Genomic DNA, 7,944 nt, shown 5'->3' with positions numbered 1-7,944 from the left:
CCAGCGCGGAGTTCGATCTCGCTCCACAAACGACAAGTCGATCCACGCGGTACGTTCGCTGAGGCGGTCGAAATCTGTCATAGACACTCAGAACTCGTCCGCCTCATCCTCTAACTTAACGCGACCCAACGTACGGGCCAAACTGTTAAATTGCCACTGCGCGAAGAAGAGAACCTCTCGTCGGCTGAATACTGCTGAATCCAATATCACTTCGGTTTTTAAGATTCAGATATTAGTATTGACATCCTCCTCCGCGTAAACGCGGAGGAATCCCGAGCGGTGGGAGTTTCAGGTTTACAGTCCAGTCAGTGGACTACCAGCCCTTTCGGGCACGGGTAGTCCCACAGTGTCGGACTGGTGGACTGCTGGCCATGCCAACTGGCCGTTACCCCTATCCTCAACCGTGTACGGCGTCCCAGTGTTGTTTTTGCCACGGGGACGCCGGCAAGCGTCAACGGACTTGGGGGTATCGTCTGGTTTGCTTTGAGCAGTCGGCACAGACACACCCTTCGAGGATATGGCGTTCACCGACTGACCTTTCAGATACTGTCGTCCGAGAGACGAAGTCTCTCGTGATCACGAAAATCGAAGATTTTCGAACGACCTCGTTACGCGGGCGGACGGGCCGCCTCCGAAGGACGGTTCGGAATCCGCTCCGTTCCGACCAATTCCTACCTTTGTATATAGCGGCCTGTCAGTTAAATCTCTGTCTGTGAAACTCGGTACAGACGTTCGGCTAGTGGATTGCTTCCCACTATGTCGGCTTCATCACCCGCCTGAAGGCGGGTGTATTCGCCTTCTAGCCTCTATAAATTGCGGTGTCGAGGCACACGGCGAGTACTCCGCGCTCTTGTTACCGCTGTCCTCCCACAGCTCAGATTCCAATTCAACCTCTCTGTCCTCGAGTAGATTTCCGGTTCCTAGAGACAACTGTCGAGTGGGTCGACAGTTGAAGCAGTGCCTGCCGAACCCAACCGTGAGCAAGCAGTCTCGACGGAGCATTCATTCGGTCGGTCCATCGTTACGGAAGTGCGAAAAGAAAGCCCCGCCCTGAAGCCGGGGATGAATCTGACAGTCGATGACACAACCTACTGATGATAGTACGGCCTGATATTCCTCGCTCGACCGCCTCAGCGGTGATAGCAGTCGTATCGCGTTAGATTTTCTGGAGCGAGAGGCGATACCCGAATCGGCGATGAGGATCGGGATCCGGCTCCACTTGGCTAACCTATCACCCGATCTGGGCGTCACGGAGACGGAGATACCCGATCGTAACAGGAACCAAGATCCAGGCCAACAGGAGGAGAACCGGCAGCCAGACCGACGCGAACGGGTCCGTTCCGAAGAGCTGCCCCGCAACAGTGTTCCGATAGGCAGCCCTCGCGGCGCGGTTGGGCGGGAACAGCCCGACTAATTTCATCCACGCCGGCGCGCTGCCCTCGGTCATCAGACCCAGTTCGATGGCGCCGTACTGGATAGCACTCTGGATCAGGTTCCACAACGCGACCAAGATCATGTAGGCTCCGACGGCGACGGCGGTCGCACGACTGTCGCTCGAACTACCCGCGGAGATCCCCACTCCGATAGCGACGAACGCCACGCCCATGAGGCCGAGAAACCCGATAAATGCCGCCAGTGAACCGAACGTCCCACCCAGTATCGTGAGGACGACGAGACCAGTCACGAACCCGCTGATAAGCGTGGCGACGAGCATCAGGGCTGTCCGTCCGAGGAGCTTCCCGACGAGAACGTCCCGGCGTGACGGCGGCAAGCTCAGCAAGACTCGGAGCGACCCGGACTCCCGCTCGGCAGTGATTGCCCCTTTGGCGAGCACGAGCGCAACGATGGGAAGCATCGTCACAGCGAGTTGGAACGAAAGTGAGAACACCTCACCGGCTGCCATGTCGCTGGTTACTGCGAGGAGTGTCGTGATCCCGGCCGTCGACAGGAGGACGATTAAGATAACCGCCCACAGAGCCTTCGAACGACTGGCATCGGCCAAGTCTTTCCGGGCGATGGTGCGAACGCTCATTACGCGACACCACCCGGGACTACCGTCTCGGTCTGACTGTCCGTCGTGTCTTCACCGGTGTAGCTGGCGAACAGATCCTCAAGCGATGACTCCTCAATCCGCACGTCGGTGACTGTCGTCAGCTCGCGAACCCGGTCGATGAACTGGAGTTTCGCCGCTGGTTCAAGACAGGTTCCCCGAACGGTCCCGCCGCCTACATCGATGTCGCGTACGTTCGGGAGGTCACCCAGACTGCGCTCCGGTTGTCGGTCCACGTCGAGTATCACTTGCGCGCCAGTGTCGAGCTGGCGTCTGAGGCGGCCGATACTGTCAATCGCAACGAGCTCTCCCTCATTCATGATGCCGACTCGGTCGGCAACGGCTTCGACCTGTTCGAGAATATGACTCGAGAAGAACACCGTCACGCCGCGATCGTTTTCCGCCTGAATGATCTCTCTGAGTTCCCGGGCGCCGTTCGGGTCGAGACCGCTGGTCGGTTCGTCGAGGATGAGCAGATCAGGCGCACCGACAAGTGCCATCGCTAGGGCGAGTCGCTGGCTCATCCCCGTCGAATAGTCCCCGGCGGCCCGGTTCGCGTCTTCTTGTGAGAGGCCGACCCGATCGAGTAGCTCGTCGGGATCGTCGTCAGCGTCTTTCAGTTTGGCCGCGAGTTCCACGTGTCGCCGACCGCTCAGTCTGTCGTATAATCCGTAGTTCTCGGGAACGACGCCGATCCGGCTGTGGAGCGTTTCGCGGTCCTTCGAGACATCTAGTCCAAGCATGGACGCACTTCCACTCGTCGGTCGCACGAAGTCCAACAGCAGGTTGATCGTGGTGGACTTTCCAGCCCCGTTCGGACCCAAAAACCCGAAGATTTCGCCCGATTCAACGGTCAAATCAACACTATCGACAGCGGTCACGTCACCGAACCGTTTGCTCAATCCGTCTATTTCAATCGCGGGACCTGTCATTGTCACAACTTCACCGAACGCGGGAAACCTGTTAAACCGGAGGTCAGTGCTTCTAACTGTGAAACTCTGCTTACAGCATTATCGCGGGATTCGCTGCTACATATCGCCCATTCACCATTGATTGACACGCACTGAATGAAAACTACTCGTCTACTGCCTCGACATCAAATTTTGAGCGCCAGCGATAACGCCGACCTGCCCAGATGAACGTATCTCGGGTAAAGCCATACACTCCCAGTGGAACGGCTGCGACAAGCGCTGGCACAGCGAGGAGTAGTGACGCTCGGCGAACGCCGAAGGCAGCATACACACCTGCTGTTACTGCGGTAAGCCCCACTGCGAGGAACGGAAAGAATAGACACCCGACGAGAACGGCGGTCAACGCTCCGAAGGAGAGCTTCGCGACTCCGGGATCGTGGGTTGCGAAAATTTTATTGAATCGAACGTGTCGTTCGAGCGTCTGTCGAAGACTCCCACCCATTGGTACTTTGCGTACACGCCGAACGGACGTCACGTCGGTGTGCTCCCCGAGAAGGCCATCGTCGCTGATAGTCTGGCGGAGTTCCGAAAGAAACCCTGCCTCATCAAGATCACTTCGGTCAAAGATGACAGCTCCGCCCCAAGCGTGATCACCCACATACGTCCCGAGCGTGCCGCCGAGAACGTAAATCGGTTCCAACAGGATCGCGAGTGGGTCCTGACCCACAAACGCCGGCAGTTCCGTCGTCGGACCGTAGTCAGCGTAGTCACGGCGGAGCTTGTCGAGCCAGTCGGGCGGATGGTAAAAATCGTCGTCGGTCCAGACGAGACGGTCGTGATTGGCGGCCTCCATCCCAGCAGCGATGGCATTCGCTTTCCCGGAACACCCGACGGGGTCGCCAGCAGGGACCAACCGAACGTTCTCAGGGAACCGCTCTCGGTCCGTAACCGGGTCGTCCTCGGTATCGTGGATGATGAGGAGCTCGTCTTCTGAACCCAACTGTGCGGCGACATCGCCGCAGGCGGGAGTCCAAGACACCGTCGGGAGGAGTATGCTCGTTGGGGTGTGCGTCTGTCCGTTCGACATCCGTACTCGAAACGTGATCGCTGGTATCAATGAGAGTTTCCGACGGCTTCTCTGAGTGAAGCCGGACAGAAAGCCCAGAACGGCACAACCTATATTGCCAAAACAAGAGATGGCACACGCACAGTGTCCGGGGTGCGAGATCCCGAAGCGCTCGCAGATTTGCTTGGGGACGAGTGTACGCGCACGATTCTCGTCGAGACAAAGAAGGAACCTTGCTCGGCGGCGGAGCTCAGCGATTGCGCCGGGGTCTCGGAGCCGACTGTCTACCGCCGACTCGAACGACTCCGCGAGTACGATCTGGTTACTGAAGATATCCAGCCAGTCACCGACGGGAAGAACTACAAACTCTACCGGACGGATCTCGATGGCATCGAACTCGATCTCAGCGAAGACGGCTTTGAGATTACAATTTCACGGCGGAAACGGATGGCAGACCGCTTCACGCAGTTCGTAGAGGGAAGCTAATATGCTCGATACACCGCTCCAATCGATTGATCTCGAAACGCTACGAACGATTCGACAGGTGAGCGAGGTGATCCCGATGATCATCGGTTTGGGGATCGGTTACCTCGCTTACACGGCATACCGGCAGAATCAGAGCCGTCCGATGTTGTACATCGCGATCGGATTCATACTGGTGTTGTTCGTTCAGGCCCCGCTGGCCCTCATCTTCACTTACGTCTTGGAACTTCCCACCGCGGTCCTCAATCTCCTCCTCCAAATCCCCGAATTCACCGGTCTGGGACTGATCCTCTACGGACTGTGGATGCCACGCCGAGACTGATACCACGCCCGAGCCCATATACGACGGTAGGTTGACTTCAACCAGTGAAGCCAGGGAAATCGGCCTTTTTCTATGCGTCCATGCGTTCAGGTGTCGATGACCGAAGCAGACACCGACACCAACTTCGAAGGAACCGGATCCCAGTCGGCCGATGACGACCGGCGAACTAATTACGGTGGAATCATCGGACGCGTCGCCTCCGTGCTGTGGAATCGAAATGAGAATCGCCCCCGCGCACTCTGGCGGATCCTCGGAGTGTACGTCGCCGCGCTCGTGGGGATTTTCGTGCTCCCGGCGCTGGCGCTCGCGGGCACCGAACTCCCGCCGTCTGTCAACGGAGCCGCGACCAACCTGATCGGTGCGCTCGTTGGACTCCTCCTCGCAGTTGTGTTTGCGAAGTACGTTGACCGGCGACCGCTGACCGACTACGGACTGGCGTTCGGCCCGTCATTCCTGAAGGACTTCGCCGCTGGCAGCGTCGTGGCTCTGGTAGGGATGGGTGTGGCACTCCCCGCGAGTCTGCTCGCCGGGTGGGCGACCATCTCCGAGCTGTTTTCGGGCGGCGTTGGCGCCAACGTGTTGCCGTTCGTCGCTGCGTTCGGAGCGTACACCCTCCAGTGGGCGTTTGTGGCCTTCTGGGAAGAGCTGGTCTATCGGGGCCTCATTCTGACGAATGCCGTCGAAGGACTCCGGAGTCGGTGGCTGTCCGACCGCGGTGCGGCCGTGGCAGGGGTGGTGGCGTCATCGCTGATATTCAGTCTCGGGCACTTCCCGGGGACGCTAGAAAAGTTCGGCTTCCGGGTGATGTTGGGGCTCCTCCTCGGCGCCGCGTACGTGTGGACCGACTCGCTGGCGCTGCCAATCGGCGTCCACTTCCTGATCAACTTTGCGATAAACAACATCTACGGGCTGGCGAACTTCGGTGAGGCTGCGGAGATTCTGCCGATGCTGGTCCGGCCGACGTTCACCGGCCCGGCACAGTTCGTCGGGGTGTACGGGGCAGTCAACGGCGCAGCGGTGCTCTGTGTCGCTGCGCTCACTGTCGGATACGTTGCTCTCTGGAACGGTGACTTGGGGTCGCGGCTATCATAATATCAACAATTAATCGTGGTGAATACAATCATTCCCTCCCGCGAATTGGGGCCCTATCAAAAGCAATAACAGGAGCAAAACCCACACATACCTTGATCGTCCCCACTCGGCATGGCCACAGCCACGCGGAACGATCACCTCCAAGACCGAAATACAGAACCAAATAACGACTTCTGGCGCCATGCCTTCGAGCAGTTCATCGAGACACTCCCTGAGGCAGCGTTTGTCGTTGACGACGCCGGCGACATCACCCAGTGGAATACGGCAACAGCCGATCTCCTCGGCCTCCCCGCAGACAAGGCAGTCGGGATGAACGCATACGACGTGTTCGGTACCGAGGGCGAAGACGAGACCCTCGCTGAAGAAGTCGTCCGCACCGGAAGACCCATTCGCGAAGACGAGTTCCGATCTGCCGAGCGTCCAGATGGAAGACAGGCACACGCCCGAGCGATTGCGACCCCGATCCAGACACCCACTGGCGAGGTCGTTGGGGCTGTCGAGCTGCTCTTCGACGTCACCACCGTCGTCGAACAGCGGGAGACACTCACCGACCTCCAGGAAGAGCTCTCGGACAATGTCGAGACATCCATGGAGCAGCTGGGCGAATCAACGACCGAAGTCGCGAATCGCTCGAACGAGATCACCCAGCTCGTCGACGAGCAAGCAGCCGAACTCGAAAGTACCCAAGGCGATGTCTCCGGATTCAGCGCGACCGTCGAGGAGATCGCGTCCAGCGCCGAAGAGGTCAGCAACCAAAGCGCCGAGTCGAGAACCCTCGCCGAAGAGTCCGTCGACACTGCGGGTGAGGTCATCGACCAGGTAGACGACACAGCCGAAAAATCGGCTTCCGTCGCAGACGACGTTGCGGACCTTAGAGACGAGATCGAAGAAGTCGAAGAACTCGTCGGCGTGATCAACGATATCGCCGAACAGACGAACATGCTGGCGTTAAACGCCAACATCGAAGCGGCACGCAGCGACAGTGACGGCTTCGCGGTCGTCGCCGACGAGGTGAAGAACCTCGCGAATCGCTCGCAGGACCAAGCTGACGAGATCGAAGACATCGTCGCGAGGATCAAAGCGAAGGCTTCCAAAACGACCGAAGAAGTCGAAACAGCCAACGACGAGATCCAGTCTGCGAGAGACGACATCCAAGGCGTCCTCGAGAACCAGAAACAGATCCTGACGGCAGTCGAACAGACCGAAAGCGGTATCAGCGAGATTGCGGCCGCAACAGACGAGCAGGCAAGTGTGGCCGAAGAGATATCGAGTGCCGTCAACGATGTCTCCGAACGGGCTACTGTTGTGAGTGAGGAGATTGCGGAGATCGCAGACGAAAATAAGAGCCAGACAGAGATGGTCTCGCAGCTGACCCATCAGGTCGAACAGATTGACCACGAACTGGCGGAGGTCATGAACACGTCTGTCTGAGGCAGGCATATCGTAATCGGACCGACAGACAGCCAGACCCCACGTTCCGTTCCAAATCTCCAATTGTACGGCAGTCACGTCGTGTAGGTCGAAGCTCGAGGCACGAGCAAAGAATGCGCGTCGTGCGGTATGGAGACAGCGAAACCAATCTGGGTTAGGGAACACTCCTGTCCGTCGTGTGGATTTGAGACAGACAGGGACGCGAATGCGGCGATGAACGTCCTGCAGAGAGGCTTTGCTGAATTAGGGCTAGGATGGCCCGAAGACACGCCCATGGAGACTGTGACCGCTACGGACACGACTCACTTCGAGTCCGTGTCTGCAAGTCATGTCGTGGAAACGGGAAGCCTCGGGGCTTGACCCCGAGGCGATTCACGACCGCCCTCTTCGTATTCACTCTCACTCGGTCAATCGCTCGGTAACCACGAGAACTTGGCGCGGGAACCCGTACAGTGATGATTTTCCGTCTCTCGGACGCTTGAAGATCGACACCCTCCCCGCGCTAAAGCGCAGGGCTTTCTCCTCGATTCTCCGTAAGTTTCTGCCCGCTGATTGATATTAATCCATCACTTCAACGTACGCCTCGACG

7 protein-coding genes and 1 pseudogene are annotated in these 7,944 nt (G+C 58.3%); 5 read left to right on the top strand and 3 right to left on the bottom strand.

Going from position 1 to position 7,944, the window contains the following annotated elements; all coding sequences use genetic code 11:
* Positions 1-1,231 precede the first annotated feature (1,231 nt).
* The 3 genes from EXE51_RS06680 to EXE51_RS06670 all read right to left on the bottom strand — a co-directional run bounded on the left by EXE51_RS06680 (position 1,232) and on the right by EXE51_RS06670 (position 4,048).
* A complete protein-coding gene (locus EXE51_RS06680) occupies positions 1,232-2,032 on the bottom strand; it encodes an ABC transporter permease (protein WP_049933518.1) in 801 nt (266 codons plus the stop codon).
* Positions 2,032-2,982, bottom strand: a complete 951-nt coding sequence (locus tag EXE51_RS06675; RefSeq protein ID WP_049933521.1) for an ABC transporter ATP-binding protein — start codon at positions 2,980-2,982, stop codon at positions 2,032-2,034. Before EXE51_RS06675 ends, EXE51_RS06680 begins: the two co-directional genes overlap by 1 nt.
* A 142-nt stretch (positions 2,983-3,124) precedes the next feature.
* Positions 3,125-4,048, bottom strand: a complete 924-nt coding sequence (locus tag EXE51_RS06670; protein WP_094553610.1) for a glycosyltransferase — start codon at positions 4,046-4,048, stop codon at positions 3,125-3,127.
* Between the two features lie 123 nt (positions 4,049-4,171).
* Between EXE51_RS06670 and EXE51_RS06665 the strand changes: the two genes are divergently transcribed.
* The 5 genes and pseudogenes from EXE51_RS06665 to EXE51_RS06645 form a co-directional block, all read left to right on the top strand.
* On the top strand, positions 4,172-4,513 hold the full coding sequence (locus EXE51_RS06665; RefSeq protein ID WP_199058309.1) for a winged helix-turn-helix domain-containing protein: 342 nt from the start codon (positions 4,172-4,174) through the stop codon (positions 4,511-4,513).
* A gap of 1 nt (position 4,514) precedes the next feature.
* The gene (locus tag EXE51_RS06660; RefSeq protein ID WP_049933516.1) at positions 4,515-4,832 is read left to right on the top strand and encodes a hypothetical protein; all 318 of its coding nucleotides are present in this window, start codon (positions 4,515-4,517) and stop codon (positions 4,830-4,832) included.
* 96 nt (positions 4,833-4,928) lie between these two features.
* Entirely contained in the window at positions 4,929-5,924 is a 996-nt protein-coding gene (locus tag EXE51_RS06655) for a CPBP family intramembrane glutamic endopeptidase (protein ID WP_137692295.1), read from the top strand.
* A gap of 111 nt (positions 5,925-6,035) precedes the next feature.
* The gene (locus tag EXE51_RS06650; protein ID WP_137692294.1) at positions 6,036-7,355 is read left to right on the top strand and encodes a methyl-accepting chemotaxis protein; all 1,320 of its coding nucleotides are present in this window, start codon (positions 6,036-6,038) and stop codon (positions 7,353-7,355) included.
* 63 nt (positions 7,356-7,418) lie between these two features.
* Positions 7,419-7,715 (top strand): annotated as a pseudogene (locus tag EXE51_RS06645) (zinc ribbon domain-containing protein); the annotation flags it as partial.
* Positions 7,716-7,944 lie beyond the last annotated feature (229 nt).

Source organism: Halorubrum sp. CGM5_25_10-8B (assembly GCF_005435095.1).
In the GTDB taxonomy this organism is placed as follows: Archaea; Halobacteriota; Halobacteria; order Halobacteriales; family Haloferacaceae; genus Halorubrum; species Halorubrum ezzemoulense.
This window is presented reverse-complemented; position numbering and strand designations above follow the sequence as displayed.